General features: G+C 51.8%; 17 protein-coding genes and 1 pseudogene. 7 read left to right on the forward strand and 11 right to left on the reverse strand.

The genetic code is table 11. The annotated features are described in order from the left end of the window. Nucleotides 1–371: 371 nt before the first annotated feature. The 5 genes from AC1Q6D_RS00005 to AC1Q6D_RS00025 all read right to left on the reverse strand — a co-directional run bounded on the left by AC1Q6D_RS00005 (nucleotide 372) and on the right by AC1Q6D_RS00025 (nucleotide 4,543). Entirely contained in the window at nucleotides 372–839 is a 468-nt protein-coding gene (locus tag AC1Q6D_RS00005) for a DUF411 domain-containing protein (RefSeq protein ID WP_047535419.1), read from the reverse strand. Nucleotides 840–1,003: 164 nt separating this feature from the next. Further along, nucleotides 1,004–1,951 (reverse strand): copper resistance protein B, encoded by a 948-nt coding sequence (locus AC1Q6D_RS00010; RefSeq protein WP_047539167.1) that lies wholly within the window; start codon nucleotides 1,949–1,951, stop codon nucleotides 1,004–1,006. After that, nucleotides 1,923–2,171: a hypothetical protein gene (locus AC1Q6D_RS00015; protein ID WP_177329337.1), complete on the reverse strand. Its 249-nt coding sequence runs from the start codon at nucleotides 2,169–2,171 to the stop codon at nucleotides 1,923–1,925. The genes AC1Q6D_RS00010 and AC1Q6D_RS00015 overlap by 29 nt, the downstream gene beginning before the upstream one ends. Nucleotides 2,172–2,183: 12 nt before the next feature. After that, nucleotides 2,184–4,121 (reverse strand): copper resistance system multicopper oxidase, encoded by a 1,938-nt coding sequence (locus AC1Q6D_RS00020; protein ID WP_047535416.1) that lies wholly within the window; start codon nucleotides 4,119–4,121, stop codon nucleotides 2,184–2,186. A gap of 215 nt (nucleotides 4,122–4,336) precedes the next feature. Then, complete coding sequence (locus AC1Q6D_RS00025; protein ID WP_047535413.1) at nucleotides 4,337–4,543, reverse strand: co-regulatory protein PtrA N-terminal domain-containing protein; 207 nt, start codon at nucleotides 4,541–4,543, stop codon at nucleotides 4,337–4,339. A gap of 354 nt (nucleotides 4,544–4,897) precedes the next feature. On the opposite strand from AC1Q6D_RS00025, the gene flgB reads away from it, so the two are divergent. Beyond that, complete coding sequence (flgB, locus tag AC1Q6D_RS00030) at nucleotides 4,898–5,311, forward strand: flagellar basal body rod protein FlgB (RefSeq protein WP_081998022.1); 414 nt, start codon at nucleotides 4,898–4,900, stop codon at nucleotides 5,309–5,311. Between the two features lie 116 nt (nucleotides 5,312–5,427). Here flgB and AC1Q6D_RS00035 read toward each other — a convergent pair whose 3' ends face one another. From AC1Q6D_RS00035 to AC1Q6D_RS00055, 5 genes are all read right to left on the reverse strand, one after another. After that, on the reverse strand, nucleotides 5,428–5,628 hold the full coding sequence (locus tag AC1Q6D_RS00035) for a heavy-metal-associated domain-containing protein (RefSeq protein WP_046056972.1): 201 nt from the start codon (nucleotides 5,626–5,628) through the stop codon (nucleotides 5,428–5,430). Nucleotides 5,629–5,739: 111 nt separating this feature from the next. After that, the gene (locus tag AC1Q6D_RS00040) at nucleotides 5,740–8,097 is read right to left on the reverse strand and encodes a heavy metal translocating P-type ATPase (RefSeq protein WP_081997969.1); all 2,358 of its coding nucleotides are present in this window, start codon (nucleotides 8,095–8,097) and stop codon (nucleotides 5,740–5,742) included. A 2-nt stretch (nucleotides 8,098–8,099) separates the two neighbouring features. Next, on the reverse strand, nucleotides 8,100–8,357 hold the full coding sequence (locus AC1Q6D_RS00045) for a DUF2933 domain-containing protein (protein WP_081997968.1): 258 nt from the start codon (nucleotides 8,355–8,357) through the stop codon (nucleotides 8,100–8,102). 93 nt (nucleotides 8,358–8,450) lie between these two features. Beyond that, nucleotides 8,451–8,987: a cupredoxin domain-containing protein gene (locus AC1Q6D_RS00050; RefSeq protein WP_047539163.1), complete on the reverse strand. Its 537-nt coding sequence runs from the start codon at nucleotides 8,985–8,987 to the stop codon at nucleotides 8,451–8,453. Between the two features lie 164 nt (nucleotides 8,988–9,151). Next, nucleotides 9,152–9,505, reverse strand: coding sequence for a co-regulatory protein PtrA N-terminal domain-containing protein (locus AC1Q6D_RS00055; protein WP_046056976.1), 354 nt, complete (start codon nucleotides 9,503–9,505; stop codon nucleotides 9,152–9,154). 205 nt (nucleotides 9,506–9,710) lie between these two features. On the opposite strand from AC1Q6D_RS00055, the gene AC1Q6D_RS00060 reads away from it, so the two are divergent. From AC1Q6D_RS00060 to copD, 4 genes are all read left to right on the forward strand, one after another. Further along, nucleotides 9,711–10,400 (forward strand): heavy metal response regulator transcription factor, encoded by a 690-nt coding sequence (locus AC1Q6D_RS00060; RefSeq protein ID WP_020795035.1) that lies wholly within the window; start codon nucleotides 9,711–9,713, stop codon nucleotides 10,398–10,400. Beyond that, on the forward strand, nucleotides 10,397–11,785 hold the full coding sequence (locus AC1Q6D_RS00065) for a heavy metal sensor histidine kinase (protein WP_047535400.1): 1,389 nt from the start codon (nucleotides 10,397–10,399) through the stop codon (nucleotides 11,783–11,785). Before AC1Q6D_RS00060 ends, AC1Q6D_RS00065 begins: the two co-directional genes overlap by 4 nt. Before the next feature lie 369 nt (nucleotides 11,786–12,154). After that, nucleotides 12,155–12,538: a copper homeostasis periplasmic binding protein CopC gene (gene copC / locus AC1Q6D_RS00070; RefSeq protein ID WP_019821291.1), complete on the forward strand. Its 384-nt coding sequence runs from the start codon at nucleotides 12,155–12,157 to the stop codon at nucleotides 12,536–12,538. A 3-nt stretch (nucleotides 12,539–12,541) separates the two neighbouring features. Beyond that, nucleotides 12,542–13,480: a copper homeostasis membrane protein CopD gene (gene copD / locus AC1Q6D_RS00075; RefSeq protein WP_047535395.1), complete on the forward strand. Its 939-nt coding sequence runs from the start codon at nucleotides 12,542–12,544 to the stop codon at nucleotides 13,478–13,480. Between the two features lie 7 nt (nucleotides 13,481–13,487). On the opposite strand, the pseudogene AC1Q6D_RS00080 reads toward copD, so the two are convergent. Further along, nucleotides 13,488–13,568, reverse strand: a pseudogene (locus tag AC1Q6D_RS00080) (DNA-binding response regulator); the annotation flags it as partial. Nucleotides 13,569–13,752: 184 nt separating this feature from the next. On the opposite strand from AC1Q6D_RS00080, the gene AC1Q6D_RS00085 reads away from it, so the two are divergent. Continuing rightward, nucleotides 13,753–13,956 (forward strand): co-regulatory protein PtrA N-terminal domain-containing protein, encoded by a 204-nt coding sequence (locus tag AC1Q6D_RS00085; protein WP_047535392.1) that lies wholly within the window; start codon nucleotides 13,753–13,755, stop codon nucleotides 13,954–13,956. 81 nt (nucleotides 13,957–14,037) lie between these two features. Continuing rightward, entirely contained in the window at nucleotides 14,038–14,394 is a 357-nt protein-coding gene (locus AC1Q6D_RS00090) for a hypothetical protein (protein ID WP_158249375.1), read from the forward strand. Nucleotides 14,395–14,444 lie beyond the last annotated feature (50 nt).

Raw genomic sequence — 14,444 nt, forward strand, 5'->3', positions numbered from 1 at the left:
TAGTCATAAACATAACCGTTTGCCTATCCCTTATCGTAAGGGGGAAACGGTGTCCTGTCTTTCATGGGGCTCGTTCAGTACCTGTGTTCGCCCCGCTTGGTAAACCTGCTATCTAGGATCTTTTGATCCGTTGACAGGCAATTTCCATTCATAACTGAGACTGACGGTGCAGAGTCATCGTCGATGTTCACTTCGACTGCGTGTGCATCGTTTAGTTGAGGGTGTTATAGAGTGGGTCTGAGGGGAACAGCAGGAGAGGCGACCAACAGTAGCTCATTGTCTTGGCGTGTTGCTGAGCGCGGAATGGACAGTATGTGTCCCGCTGCACGGCTATGACGCTAACCATGCAGGGGAAGGATTGAGGGGCCAGATTAGTTTCCGGGGTATTCAGCAATGACCTGGTCTGTGCCTGCTTTGGACAAGCCGATTACCTGGTAAGCATCATGTTCTCCGTTGACTTCCATGCCTGGAGATCCAGCCGGCATGCCAGGAACGGCGATCCCGAGAAGGTCGTCACGTTTGCTCATCGCAATGATTTGCTCGGCGGGCACGTGACCTTCAACAAACTTTCCATTGATCATTGCTGTGTGGCAGGACGAGAGTCGTGGAGCAACACCGAGATTCTGCTTGACCGCGCTCATGTTGGTTTCTACATGATCAATGACGGTGAAGCCATTGGCTTCAAGGTGCTGAATCCATTTCTTGCAGCATCCGCAGTTTGCATCTCGATGAACATCGATTGTCAGTGCCTGTGCTGCTTGAGCGGTGGAACCGATGAATAGCGCTGCGAACGTTGCGATACGCAGAAAGTGACTTGAGAGTCGGAAGTTATCTGTCATAAATTTTTCCTCTTGCCTTGGCTGTGTCGGGATACCCTCGGAGAAGCCAATCCCTCACTCGAGCGTTCAATCCCGCTGCTTCGGTTCAATCGAAGCGCTTACCCTAGAGTGGAGAAAGCGACTTCTCGGTTATTCAAAATTCGGTGTGGCGTTACTCAAGTCTCTCAGAACCACATCCGAATACCGGCTACGAATTTCGCCTCGTTAGTTTTTCCCCCTTCATCGCTGGCCAGGTCTGCTGTTTTTCCGTAGGAACGATTCCAGGAAACACCGAGATAGGGGGCGAATTGACGGACTATTTCATAGCGCAACCGCAAACCCACCTCGGTGTTGGCCAGTCCGGAGCCAATGCCGCGCTGAGGATCATTTTTTCCGTAAAAATTGGCTTCGGCCGTCGGCTGCAAGATCAGGCGATTGGTCAGCAGAATGTCGTAGTCGCCTTCCAATCGAGCAGCGGTTTGACCGTTCTCACCGATGTAGGCAGTCGCTTCGGCTTCAAAGTTATAGAGGGCCATGCCCTGAATACCGAGCGCTCCCCAAGTTTGTGGTGACCCGGGCTTGAAGTCTTGTCGTACGCCGGTGACGACATCCCACCATGGACCGATGGAGTGCCCCCAAAGTGCTGAGAGTTCAGCGTTTTCCGTTACGCCATTGGTACGTTCGCCTTCCGAGCGCAACCACAGTCGGTCAACGTCACCGCCGATCCATCCTTTTGCATCCCAGGCCAATGCACTACCGTTGTCAGCATCCTGGTACTCAAACTTATCCAGCAGCATGAAGGAGTTGAGTTTTTTATCGTGGACACCATGACCAGCAACATCTGGAAAGGCGGCTGCACGGTCAGCATCGGTAAGTACGGGAACTGGGGTTCGACTGGTAGTCGCCCCTCCATCCATACTTTCCATTCCGTCCATTTGCCCGTCATCCATACTCATCTTGCTGTGATCCATAGCCCCCATCTTGCTATGGTCCATCTTGGAGTGATCCATCTCTTCAGCGGCGTGAGCCATGACAAAGAAAGCAGGACTGGTAGAGACTGCCAGTGCCATCAACGTTGGGCGTAAAAACTTACTGGTCATGATCTCAATCTGCCTTTTTGGTTTTTTGGTCATGATCCATCGATTCATGGCTCATCTTGCTGTGGTCCATTGACCCGTGATCGGGCTTTGACTCGTTTGTCGCAGTTGCAGGTTTGCTCGTTGCTTTCGCAGGAGTAGCAGGTGAATGCTCACTACTATCTTCGACTGCCAGCGCCACGGACGAGAGTCCACCCATCAAGCTGACGGCAAAGAGGCAACCGACCAGCGATTTACGATTTAGGTATGTGCTCACAGATCGTCTCCTTTACTCATCAACCCGTACTTCACGGAACATGCCCATTTCCATATGGAAAAGCAGGTGGCAGTGATATGCCCAGCGACCTAAGGCATCAGCGGTGACTCGATAGCTGCGCTTGGTACCTGGTGGCATGTCGATTGTGTGCTTGCGCACCATGAACTTGCCGTTCTCATCCTCAAGGTCGCTCCACATGCCGTGAAGGTGGATGGGATGAGTCATCATGGTGTCGTTCACCAGGGTGATGCGAAGACGCTCCCCATACTTCAGACGAAGCGGCTCGGCGTCAGAAAATTTGATTCCGTTGAAGGACCACGAAAATTTCTCCATGTGACCGGTCAGATGAAGCTCAATGGTGCGATTGGGTTCGCGACCGTCAGGGTCTTGGAAAGTGCTTTTCAGATCTGAGTAGGTTAGCACTCGACGACCATTGTTCCGCAAACCGATGCCCGGATCGTTTAGCTTTGGCGTTGGGTTCATAGCTTGCATGTCAACCAAGGGGTTGTTGGTTTCGGACGCTGGGTGAGTCTGCATTTCGCCACCCATACTGCCCATCCCTGCCATCTTGCTGTGGTCCATGCCGGCCATGTTGGACATGTCGCCTTTGTCCATCCCTGCCATCTTGCTGTGGTCCATGCCGGCCATATTGGACATGTCATCTTTGTCCATTCCCGCCATCTTGCTGTGGTCCATATCGGCCATGTTAGTCATGTCACCGCTGTCCATGCCGGTCATCCCGGTCATCCCGGTCATGTCACTTTGGTCCATTCCGGCCATCTTGCTGTGGTCCATGCCAGCCATGCTGCCATGGTCCATGCCCGCCATACCGCCCATACCCATGTCATCCATGGTCAAAAGCGGCCGTGGATCGATCGCAGGTACCTGTGCCTTTAATCCTTCTCGAACTGCCAAGGTCCCACGTGCATAACCGGTTCTATCCATGGACTGGGCGAAGATTGTGTAAGCCTCTTCGCTGGAAGGTTCTACGATCACGTCATACGTTTCTGCCACGGCGATGCGGAATTCATCGACGCTGACTGGTTTGACATGTTGGCCGTCAGCCGCCACAACGGTCATTTTCAAACCAGGGATGCGGACGTCGAAATAGCTCATAGCTGAGCCGTTGATAAAGCGCAGGCGCAGCTTCTCGCCCGGCTTGAAAATACCGGTCCAGTTACCGTTCGGCGCCTGGCCATTCATGAGATAGGTGTAAGTATCCCCACTGACGTCTGCGAGATCAGTGGGGTTCATTTTCATTTCAGCCCACATCTTCCGATCGGCCACGGCAGCAGACCAACCTTGCTTGCTGACGTCGTCGATAAAGTCGCCCACGGTACGTTTGTGGTGGTTGTAGTAGTCCGATTGCTTCTTGAGCTTGGCCATGACGCGACTAGGATCTTCATCGGTCCAGTCAGTCAACATCACTACATAGTCGCGGTTGTATTGAAAAGGTTCAGGCTCTTTCGAGTCGATGACGATTGGACCGTAAACGCCTGCCTGCTCCTGCAAACCAGAGTGGCTGTGGTACCAATACGTACCGTTCTGATGCACCTTGAATTTGTACTCGTACATGCCATCGGGCGCAATGCCATGGAAACTCAAACCCGGTACACCATCCATGTTGGCGGGCAGAATGATCCCGTGCCAATGAATGGAGGTGTCTTGGTCTAGGCGATTTTTCACACGCAGTGTGACCGTCTCGCCTTCGCGCCAGCGCAGCAAAGGTCCGGGCAACGAACCATTGATGGTCAAGGCTGTGCGCGGCGAGCCAGTTATGTTTACAGGGGTTTCACCAATAAACAGATCAAATTCGTTACCGGTGAGAACGCTCGGCAGGCCAGGGCTGGTCACTGCCCATACAGGAGTGCGCCACAGACCAAGGCCGCCGAGAATGCCACCAGCGGCCAGGCCTTTAACGAATGTCCGCCTAGAGGTTTTGGAATGCATGCCGTTTATGTCCGATCAGTCAAAAGGGAAGCCGTGCGAAACAACCAATGAGTTGCACAAATAGGTGAAGGCACTCTTTCGGGGGGATATGAGCCCGAATGAGCTCGCTCGCCGTCACTAAAAACGAGTTCTTACGGCAAGCGAGCTCAGAAATTGCCACATTTGAACCACCACAGTGATTACATTTCTGTCAGCTTGGGAGCGCAGCAAGCTATTCAGCAATTCTTGTGGTCCATCGCTTTGGCTTGGCTTTCTGCGATGGGAGGTTGGGTGCTTTGCTTTTGGGCTACTTGATACGATTCCATTGAATTACTCCTAGCCGCTTCCATACGTGCGAACGACCGGTCACCACCGCCTTCAGCCATTGCCAAAGAAGAGACGGTCAGGGCTGCGATGACGAACAAAGTTTTGATGGGGTTCATTTGAATTTCCTCTGATGAGTATTGGTAATCCCCCGAATCCACATCAAGTGATGATTCTTAGGGGAGAGCTTATGGCTCAATAGGACTATAAGACTCATCCCCTGTCAGGAACCTTAGGTGAATATTACAGTTGTGTCAGGTTGCGATATTTCTCTTGAGGAGTACGCTAGTTAATCCGTAAGGTCTCGATCTTCCAACGTCACACCGCTATTGACTGAGTCTCTGTTTGAGATGCATAACTTTGTAAGTTTCTGTTAACTCCAAAGGTGAAACGTTTTTTAGTTTCTGCACTGGTACTGCATATGTGTGTTCGATGTTCTTGAAAAATAGTAGCGCTACTGAGGGTGATTGATTGTGAGTATTAGTTTTGAGAAAGCGCTTGGCTCCGCAGAAAGAGCGTTAATTTATCGTAGCCAAAGAGCTGAGATTCTGAGTAACAATATCGCAAACGCTGATACACCGAACTTCAAGGCCCGAGACTTAGATTTTTCTACTGTGCTTGCAAGCCAGACAAAAGCAACACCTGCTACTCCGTTTTCTTTGAAAACAACAAATGTAAAACACATTACCGAAAAAGAATCAGCAGGTGATATTTACGAAGGTGCTTTGCTTTACAGCACACCGGCTCAACCTGCCATTGATCAAAATACTGTCGATCAGCAGGTCGAAGTCGCAAAGTACGCAGAAAATGGAATACGTTTCGACGCCGCTTTTACTCGGTTGAATGGAGCGTTCAAAGGTTTGCTCAAAGCTCTGCGAGGTGATTAGTAGCGCAAGGGCTTGCGAGCGGTAATTGTGGCCGACGCGGCTGCTTCGGTACTCCTGAGGGTTCACCAAGGGGAGCCCCCTGCATACGGGGCTCTGACCATGGGAAGTGTCAGCATTCAAGCGTTGATCTGAGAAGGAAAACCTAACGCCTCGACAGTTTTACGAATCTGCTCTGGGCTTTCGCTGCTTTCAACACTCACCTTACCGGCTGACCGATCCACGGAAACCGTAGCTTCGTTGTCCAGTGACTGAATCGCTTTGGTGATTTTGCTGACGCAACTGCCGCAACCAATGCCTGATACATCTAAGACGAACATGGTTATTCCTCTCGTGCTGAGCGGTCTCTTTTCACCGCACCGACAGCATCAACGTTGACACGATGGCAAGGTCAACAGTTATCTGTTTCGGGTTGTGAGCGTCATTGAAGCTCAGTCAATTCGGGTATTCCTAAGTCTCAATGCATTGAAAACTACAGATGCAGAACTGACGCTCATGGCTATGGCAGCGATCATGGGCGACAGGAGATGTCCTGTCAGTGGATAGAGCAAGCCTGCGGCAAGAGGAATACCCATCGAGTTGTAAAGAAAGGCGAAACCCAAGTTTTGCCGCATGTTTTTTACTGTTGCGACCGAAAGAGCCCGTGCTCGTAAAATCCCCATCAGGTCGCCTTTTACCAGCGTGAGTTGCGCGCTATTCATCGCAACGTCAGTCCCTGTCCCCATGGCAATGCCCACATCTGCTCGCGCCAGGGCCGGAGCATCGTTGATACCGTCACCAGCCATGGCGACCTTCCGGCCGTATTGCTGGAGGTCTGCGACCAGACGTTCCTTGTCCTGAGGTTTCACTTCACCGTGGACTTCTTCAATCCCCATCTCCCTGGCGACAGCCCGGGCGGTGGTGAGCCCGTCGCCAGTAGCCATGATGATTTTGATGTCATCAGCCTTGAGCTTGGTGACTGCTTCTTTGGAGGTCGGTTTTATCGGGTCTGAGACCGCCAGTAACCCTGCCAATGCCCCGTCAACTGCGAGATAGATGATGCTGATGCCTTCAAGGCGCAACAACTCTGCACGCTTTTGTAGGGGCTTGGTGTTCACGCCTGCGGCTTCCATCAACGCGGTGTTCCCCAGCTGGATCTTCTTGCCATCAACGATGCCACTGACCCCGATACCTGAACCAGACTCAAAGGATTCTGGCTTGGTGAGCTTAATGTTCTTGGTTCGGGCATGATCGACGATTGCATGAGCCAAGGGATGTTCGCTGCCCTGATCAAGGCTGGCAGCCAGCTGAAGAACATCGGGGGGATTGAAACTGGGTGTGGCCTCCACACTGTGAAACACTGGCCTTCCTTCTGTCAGGGTGCCTGTTTTATCGACAATCAGCGTGTCGATCCTGCAAAGGTTTTCGATGGCACTGGCATCCCTGAACAGCACACCCATGCTGGCTGCTTTACCCGTCGAAACCATGATCGACATGGGCGTAGCAAGACCCAACGCACAGGGGCAAGCGATGATCAGCACGGCGACAGCGTTGATCAGACCAAACACCCAACTGGGCTCAGGGCCAAAAAGCCCCCAACCGACAAATGTCAGTATTGCAATCGCGATAACACCCATCACAAAGTAGCCGGCAATCGAGTCGGCCATTCGTTGCATTGGTGCTTTGGAGCGCTGAGCCCGAGCGACCATCTGTACGATCTGTGACAGCATGGTCTCGGCGCCGACCTTTTGCGCCTCCATTACCAAGCTCCCATGTGTATTCAGAGTGGCGCCGATCAGGCTATCACCAGCGCTCTTCATTACCGGCACTGGCTCGCCAGTGAGCATGGACTCATCCACCGCACTTTCACCCTCCAGTACTGAGCCATCAACGGGCACCTTTTCACCTGGCCTGACCCGCAGATGGTCTCCAAGGTGAACATGGGTGAGAGGAATGTCTTCCTCCTGTCCATCGGCATTGATCCGGCGTGCGGTCTTGGGCGATAAACCGAGAAGGGACTTAATGGCGGCGGAGGTTTGCGATCGGGCTTTGAGCTCAAGAATCTGCCCAAGCAAGGTGAGCGAGATGATGACCGCGGCGGCTTCGAAGTAGACGCCGATACGTCCATCTTGCATGAAGGTAGCGGGAAAGCTTTGGGGAAAGAGCGTTGCCATGACGCTGTAAAGGTAGGCTGCGGCGGTACCCAAACCAATCAAAGTCCACATGTTTGGACTGCGATTTCTTATAGAGGCTATGCCCCTTACAAAAAAGGGCCAACCTGCCCATAAGGTCACCGGTGTCGCCAGAGCGAACTCGATCCAGTTTTGGATCGAGCCATGGAGGAGTTGTAACGAGTGTCCCGCCATGGCGAGTACGGTCACTATCACGGTTAATGGCAGCGACCACCAAAAGCGGCGGGCGAAATCCCGGAGTTCAGGATTTTCTTCTTCATCGAGCGCGGGCATGACCGGCTCTAATGTCATGCCACATTTAGGGCAGTTGCCGGGTCCGGGTTGACGTATTTCCGGGTGCATCGGACAGGTAAACTCAGTGCCTGTTTGTACCGCAGGCACTGGAGTGGTGACGCGGGATTCGGCGCTCGAAACATTACCGCTGTAGCGTTCAGGATCAGCTCGAAACTTCTCCTGGCATTTCAGGCTACAAAATTGATACGTCTGTCCCTGATAAGACTCACCAAATTTACTTGGTGAAGTGACTGCCATTCCGCACACCGGGTCACGTAGATCATCGTCATTGAGCGGAGCAGCAGGGGCGTGACTGTGGTCGTGGTGGCTCGATATGGTAGGCATGGCTATTTCCCTTTTTCGTCCTTATGGGTTGCTGCCTGATCGCCATGGTTATGTCCGCCATGTCCATGTCCATGTCCAAAAAAATGCATCAATGGACAGATCAACAGAATCAGATAAGGCCAAAATGGATAAACGTGGCTGAAATGCTCCCGCAACACGTAGAAGGCACCAATCGCAATGAGCATGATCAGTACAACGCCTGTTTTGCGCCTCCAAAATGGTGCGGTGGTGTTTCCATCCGGATGCTGATGGTTATTCATGATCTAGACCCCACTGTGTAAGCGTTGCTGTGATCTCTGCGACAGAGCGTAGCCAACTCGTGCGTCGAAGCGGTGTTAGCAGCCAGCTTCGGCTTACTTCAGGTCAAACGGACCAACCATCCCTGACTGATAATGCCCCGGCACGTTGCAGGCAAACTGAAGGTCTGTGCTGTTGTTGAAGGTCCAGATCAGCTCTTGGGTTGTGCCAGGCTCAATCAGGACGCTGTTCGGGTCGTTGTGCTCCATTCCGACCATCTTCATTCCACCCATGCTGTGGCTCATACCGCTCATCGTTTTCCCGGTACCGGTGGGGTTAAGTGTCCCGTTCTGGAACATGCTTGCCATTTCTTTTTGGTGTGCTGCATGAGCAGCGGCTTTGCCGATGTTGAACTCGTGCAGCAGCGAACCCTCATTGCGAAGGACAAATCGAATAGTTTCACCAGGCTTTACGTCGATGCTTTCAGGTTTGAAGAAAATATCGCCCATCTCGACCTCCACCGTACGGGTAACCTCAGAGGCGACTCCAGGCTGGCCGATGTCCTCTTTCCCATGCCCTGCGCTGGCCATAGCCGTAGCACCGAAGAGTAGAGTGATTGCTGCGATGACTGGGGTAACGAGCTTAGCTTTCATAGTGACCTCGAGAGTAAGAGTGGGAACACTGGCTATGCTAAAGACACGGAGCTGCCAGTTAACTGACCTGAACACTACATATCTGTCAGTTTTCAAAAAAAACACGGCGTCCAAAGACGCCGTAGTCAACGGTACTGTTCAAAAAGCCCTTTGGAAGCCGGTTCTCACTGATGATTCTCTGAAAGCATCAATTTGTGCTCACGTTGCATTTGGCTCAAAACGTCGTCGGCAATTTTGTCGTGCTTTTCCATCCAGGCCAGGTGCTGTTGGGGTGACATTGAGGCGTCTGGATGATCTTTATGGAGTTGGCTCATGATGTCGCCGAGCATCTTCATATGCTCGGTCATGTGGACATGTCGCTGTCCTTCAGGGGCTTTTTCAGCTTGAACCAGTACTGCTTCAGCCTTGTCGCGCAGGCCTTCCATACGCTCTATCACGCGGTCTCCGCCACTTTCAGCCCATACAGAAGCTGAGACGAGTATTGAGCTCACAAAAAACAGCATTTTCAGGCGATTCATGGGGCAACTCCTTATGGAATTGTTTTCCGGCTCCCAAACGTTTCGTGCTGAAGAGTCGGTCGAGCACCAGGAAGTACTCATGCTTGAACCCTAGACAGCGCTCGCTGACATTTACCTGAAGCCAATATTACTTTTCTGTCAGTTGCTGGTTGGCTGGCGTGTTTCGTTGCAGACTGCGCTTCATCATTATCCGAGAGCCACCCTCATGAGACTTCTGGTTGCTGAAGACGAACCCAAAATAGGTATCTATTTGGAGCAAGGACTCACGGAGGCGGGGTTCAATGTGGATCGCTTTACCAATGGCAAAGTGGCGCTTCAGCACGCTTTGAGCGAGGCCTATGACCTGCTGATTCTCGACGTCATGATGCCTGGGCTGGATGGCTGGGAAGTACTTCAGAAGGTTCGTGCATCTGGGAAAGATGTTCCCGTGCTCTTCCTCACGGCGCGAGACCGCGTTGAAGATCGAGTGAAAGGACTTGAACTCGGGGCAGACGATTACCTGATTAAACCCTTCGCATTTTCTGAACTGTTGGCTCGCGTCAGAACGTTGCTGCGTCGGGGTAACGGCGCTCCCTCGCAAACCTATATGAAATTGGCTGATCTGGAGGTGGACCTGCTCAAGCGCCGAGCCATTCGTGGAGGTAAGCGCATAGACCTTACGGCCAAAGAGTTTGCGCTGCTTGAGCTGTTACTACGTCGTCGAGGGGAGGTGCTGCCAAAATCACTTATCGCCTCCCAGGTTTGGGACATGAACTTCGACAGCGATACCAATGTTATTGAGGTCGCGGTAAGGAGACTGAGAGCAAAAATCGATGATGATTTTGAGGTCAAGCTGATTCACACCTCGCGGGGTATGGGTTACATGCTCGACGCACCTGATTCGGAGTCGGAATGAACCGAATGTCCCTGACGACTCGCATGAGTCTGATGTTCATGCTCGCGGTAACGGCGGTGCTCACGGTAGCCGGACTCAGTTTCAATAACCTCAGCCGGCATCATTTCAAGATGCTGGATCAGCAGGCATTGAACGAAAAGCTCCATTCGACTCAAAGAATTCTGACGGGGTTGAACAGCATTGATCAATTCAGTGATGTTAAGCCTGAGCTGGAGGCGCTGCTGGGTGCTCACCGTGATTTGACTGCCCTAATAATCGGTGGTGACGGCAAGCTGCTGTTTGCTGATCCCGGTCCGGTAGATATTCCGAAGGAGTTCCGCACAACCACAAACAACAACGTCTGGGAGTGGCGGGAGCAAGGGCAGATGTTCCGTGGAGTGACGGCACAAGCCGTTGTGACGGGGCAAGACAAGCCGTTGACCGTCATGTTGATCTTTGACGTTACTCAGCATATGTCCTTTTTCGAGACGCTTGAACGATGGTTTTGGATAGGGTTGGTGATCAGCGCATTGGTCAGTGCTGCACTCGGCTGGATGGTAGCAAGCAGTGGCATGCGGCCCATTCGCCAGGTCACGCGGGTCGCTGCCTCAATGTCAGCAAAATCACTCAAAGAGCGCATCCCCTTAGCACCCGTTCCGAAAGAACTTCAGCAAATGGTGCTGTCGTTTAACGCAATGTTGTCCAGGCTCGACGATGCATTTGTCAGGTTATCGAACTTTTCCGCAGACATTGCCCACGAACTTCGGACCCCGGTGAGCAACTTGATGACCCACACCGAAGTGGTGCTTTCAAGAAAAAGGAATATTGAGGACTACGAAGACAACCTGTACTCCAATCTTGATGACTTGAAGCGTATGAGTCGGATGATTGATGACATGCTTTTTCTAGCGAAATCTGACAACGGTCTGATCACACACGAGAACAAACCAATAGACCTGGTGGAAGTCGTGGAAAAACTGCTTGAGTACTACCGCCTTTTGGCTGATGAGCGAGGGATTGAACTCAAGGTTTCAGGAAGGGGCAGCGTCCGAGGCGATGTCCTTATGCTCCACAGAGCCATTTCTAACCTGCTCTCTAACGCGCTTCGCTACACCTCTGAAGGGAAGACGATCAGTGTCGAAATCCTCCAGAAGGAGATGTCGGTATTGGTCGTCGTGGAGAACCACGGAGAACCCATTGCCCCCGAACACCTTGAAAAGCTTTTTGATCGTTTTTATCGCGTGGACCCAGCGCGCAGAGAAGGAAGTCCAAGCAACGCAGGGCTAGGTCTGTCGATAACCCGATCAATTATTGAAGCGCATGATGGCAAGATCTGGTGTACGTCATGTGACGGGAAAACGGCCTTTCATCTAGAGTTTCCTAGTGTTGACTTGAAGGTCAGCTGAACAACGGCGCATTTGCGATCAACGGCGATCTCTCAGCCTGCGCCCAGCGTCCACTCTCGTTATTTTTGAATGAGTGAAAACCTTAGTGTCGCGGGCACGCGGTCTCGTCTTTAAGTCTCGCTACGCCCGCCAATTTGAGGCCAAACACCGCGTCAAGCTGACTGAAATGTAATCGAACAGTTTGCGTTCGTGTGGCATCGTGTTCTTGCGCTGTGACGTTGGAGCCTAGTGAGTTTCTCGTGTTCAACCTGCCCTAGAACACGGAGGCTACTAGCTAATCATCAGTGGTTTTAACAAGAATCGAAAAGTAAAAACTAGATATTCCCAAACAAACCTCGAATCAACAGCTCTTGCTGTGAGGAGTCTTGCATGTCATTCCTTAAAACTACGACCGTAGCTGTTGCACTTACCGCTGGTTTGCTTCTGAGTGCAGTTGCTCAAGCACATCCAAAGCTCCTTTCGTCCACTCCGGCAGAAGGCTCGAATGCAGCGGCCCCTTCGAAAATTGAACTGCACTTTTCTGAGAATCTCACCACTCAGTTTTCCGGTGCAAAACTGATCATGACCGATATGCCTGGCATGCCGAACTCCCCAATGGGTGTTAAGGCTGCCGTCGCTGGTGGCGGTGATCCGAAAACGATGGTGATTACACCGGCAGCACCTTTGACCACCGGTACCTACAAAGTCGAATGGCGTGCTGTCTCCTCGGACACTCATCCGATCACCGGCAACTTCTCATTCAAAGTGAAATGATTGATGAGCGACTCAATAAATATTGTGGTTCGCTTTGCTCTTTATTTCGACCTGATGCTGTTATTCGGATTGGCAATTTTCGGCTTGTACAGCCTCAGGGGAAAAGAAAGAGTATCGGGCACGGTCTTGAATTTTGAGTCGCTTCTTTACGGTACTTCCGTTGCAGGTGTAGCTCTGTCCCTTGCCGCGATGTTGTTGCTTGCGAAAGCAATGAGCGGTGTGTCCGAGCTTATGGAGCTACAGCAACATATTTTTGAAATGGTCCTTATGGGGACCGACGTCGGGTTGACCTGGATGGTCCGAATAGCGGCCTTGGTGATGGCAATTATTGGCGTCGCGTTGAATAAGCGATTTCCGACACCCAGTCTCTGGATCGTCACTGTATGCGGAGCGATTGCGTTGGCGACGTTGGCATGGACAGGGCACGGTGCCATGGATGAAGGCAGTCGACGCTACTGGCATTTCATCGCCGACATTTTCCACCTATTAGCCGCCGGTGGCTGGTTGGGTGCTCTATTGGCATTCGCTCTACTGCTGCGGTTGAAATCGCTAAAGGGCGAACAAGAAGCTCGAATTCTTGCACGGGTGCTGACTGGCTTTGAGTCGGCCGGCGGAGTGATTGTTGCGATCATAAGCGTCACGGGCGTAGTAAATTACCTGTTTATCGTTGGCCCAAACCTCGATGAAGTGATGCTCAGTACTTATGGCCAGCTGCTGTTTTTGAAGATCCTGCTCTTTGCCGGGATGATCGTGTTAGCCACGCTGAACCGCTTTCACCTAAGTCCGGTATTGGAGCGGTCAGTTCGAAATGGAGAGTACTCTGCCGCGGTAAATGCCTTGCGTCGCAGCATGACACTCGAGTTTTTAATGGCAGTCATCATAATTTGTCTTGTCGCATGGTTAGGCACTTTAAGTCCGGAAATGGAAATGAGCGCCGAATAGAGGTTGGCCCGGGCATCGTAACGTCCAATATCAGCAGGTCATAAGCTTCGCTAAAGGCGTGCTGAAGGGCGTTGGTACCGGTAAACACCAGTTCGGGTGGTTGAGGTAACTCATCAGACGCTTACAGAATTGTAATTTTCGCTTCAGCTTTTTATCAGGGAGGTCATCTAGGGTGAAATCATGAGCACCGTGTTAGGGCTCATGTCGACAGCCAGAAGCAAACCCTATTCTAGGTTGTCGTTGAACATTTAGCCGTTTGAGAAGACTGTCTCATGAAGCTCATAAAGACTGCGATTGTGATCGGTTCGGTCCTTCTGTCGTCCATGGTGTGGGCTGAAGGCGGTGGAGACCGCGTTCTTGCACGTTTTGCCGCTCATCAGAATCAGGGCAAAAGCATGGTGCAGCAAGCTGTGAAAACGCAGCTAGCGCCTAATCTAAAGGGGATGATGGTTCATAAAGGCTTAAATCAGGCATGAACCGCTGTGTGGTATTGGAGCGCTTCTGAGCTGGCCTCGGGTCAGGCGTACTCTTAAAAACTGAGGGAGCTATACACTGTGATGGCTCAAAATCTGGATAAAACCTTGATCAAGCTGCTCATGGTGCTGCTGTTTGTCGTAGCGGCAGCACATGGTCAAGCGTTGATGTTTAAACCCGAGTCGTCAACTGCTCCTCTTAACTGCCCGGCAGCGCAGACTATGCTTGCTGAATCCAGCAGAGTGAATATCTGCCCTGACATGTCGAACCAAGTCACTTGCTCGATAAGTTGTTCCATTCCCTCAACGGGAGCAGTGACGTTTCTTGTTTCAATCTGGCACGCCTTAAAGTCATCTCCATACGACTGCTATACAACTTTACTCGGTCGCATGCCCGTTGCTCCAGATCCTTTTCCTCCTAAACATTCCAGCCTGTCCTAATCACGCCGAGGGCTAGCTCGCTTGTTCTTCAGCAGCTCCGTCAAAAGAAC

This window comes from Pseudomonas sp. MT92, from assembly GCF_058792515.1.

Excerpts from the sequence above, each read along its gene's own strand:
- copC (WP_019821291.1), top strand. The coding sequence starts at position 12,155 with ATGTCATTCCTTAAAACTACGACCGTAGCTGTTGCACTTACCGCTGGT.
- AC1Q6D_RS00040 (WP_081997969.1), bottom strand. The coding sequence starts at position 8,097 with ATGCCTACCATATCGAGCCACCACGACCACAGTCACGCCCCTGCTGCT.
- AC1Q6D_RS00025 (WP_047535413.1), bottom strand. The coding sequence starts at position 4,543 with ATGAACCCCATCAAAACTTTGTTCGTCATCGCAGCCCTGACCGTCTCT.
- AC1Q6D_RS00050 (WP_047539163.1), bottom strand. The coding sequence starts at position 8,987 with ATGAAAGCTAAGCTCGTTACCCCAGTCATCGCAGCAATCACTCTACTC.
- AC1Q6D_RS00065 (WP_047535400.1), top strand. The coding sequence starts at position 10,397 with ATGAACCGAATGTCCCTGACGACTCGCATGAGTCTGATGTTCATGCTC.
- AC1Q6D_RS00085 (WP_047535392.1), top strand. The coding sequence starts at position 13,753 with ATGAAGCTCATAAAGACTGCGATTGTGATCGGTTCGGTCCTTCTGTCG.
- AC1Q6D_RS00060 (WP_020795035.1), top strand. The coding sequence starts at position 9,711 with ATGAGACTTCTGGTTGCTGAAGACGAACCCAAAATAGGTATCTATTTG.
- copD (WP_047535395.1), top strand. The coding sequence starts at position 12,542 with ATGAGCGACTCAATAAATATTGTGGTTCGCTTTGCTCTTTATTTCGAC.
- AC1Q6D_RS00090 (WP_158249375.1), top strand. The coding sequence starts at position 14,038 with ATGGCTCAAAATCTGGATAAAACCTTGATCAAGCTGCTCATGGTGCTG.
- AC1Q6D_RS00055 (WP_046056976.1), bottom strand. The coding sequence starts at position 9,505 with ATGAATCGCCTGAAAATGCTGTTTTTTGTGAGCTCAATACTCGTCTCA.
- AC1Q6D_RS00035 (WP_046056972.1), bottom strand. The coding sequence starts at position 5,628 with ATGTTCGTCTTAGATGTATCAGGCATTGGTTGCGGCAGTTGCGTCAGC.
- AC1Q6D_RS00010 (WP_047539167.1), bottom strand. The coding sequence starts at position 1,951 with ATGACCAAAAAACCAAAAAGGCAGATTGAGATCATGACCAGTAAGTTT.
- AC1Q6D_RS00020 (WP_047535416.1), bottom strand. The coding sequence starts at position 4,121 with ATGCATTCCAAAACCTCTAGGCGGACATTCGTTAAAGGCCTGGCCGCT.
- AC1Q6D_RS00045 (WP_081997968.1), bottom strand. The coding sequence starts at position 8,357 with ATGAATAACCATCAGCATCCGGATGGAAACACCACCGCACCATTTTGG.
- AC1Q6D_RS00005 (WP_047535419.1), bottom strand. The coding sequence starts at position 839 with ATGACAGATAACTTCCGACTCTCAAGTCACTTTCTGCGTATCGCAACG.